Below are 291 nucleotides of genomic sequence, written 5' to 3'. Positions count from 1 at the left end.
GGCAGACGAACAGCGGCATCAGCAGGTGAAAATCATCGTAGGAATGGCTGGCAAAGGTGAGTGGCGCCAGGCAAGGGATGTCGGTCTCGATGCCGACCTCCTCGTACAATTCGCGGATCAGGCATTGTTCCGGCGTCTCGCCAGGCTCGACCTTGCCGCCTGGAAATTCCCACAAGCCGGCGAGTTGCTTGCCTTCGGGCCGCTGCGCCAAAAGCACGCGCCCGTCGGCATCGACGAGCGCGCAGGCCGCGACCAGGAGCAGGCGCTTGCCGGCCGTGTTTGAGCCGCTCA

1 protein-coding gene is annotated in these 291 nt (G+C 64.3%); it reads right to left on the bottom strand.

Annotated features, from left to right (window positions below):
• Positions 1–262, bottom strand: a 262-nt coding sequence (locus E5W70_RS20050) for a (deoxy)nucleoside triphosphate pyrophosphohydrolase (RefSeq protein ID WP_292661398.1), incomplete at its 3' end; no start/stop codon positions are given.
• Positions 263–291: the final 29 nt, after the last annotated feature.

It is taken from the genome of Mesorhizobium sp. (assembly GCF_005063415.1).
In the GTDB taxonomy this organism is placed as follows: domain Bacteria; phylum Pseudomonadota; class Alphaproteobacteria; order Rhizobiales; family Rhizobiaceae; genus Mesorhizobium.
The sequence above is the reverse complement of the archived record's forward strand: the minus strand, read 5'-3'. Positions and strand labels throughout refer to the sequence as shown.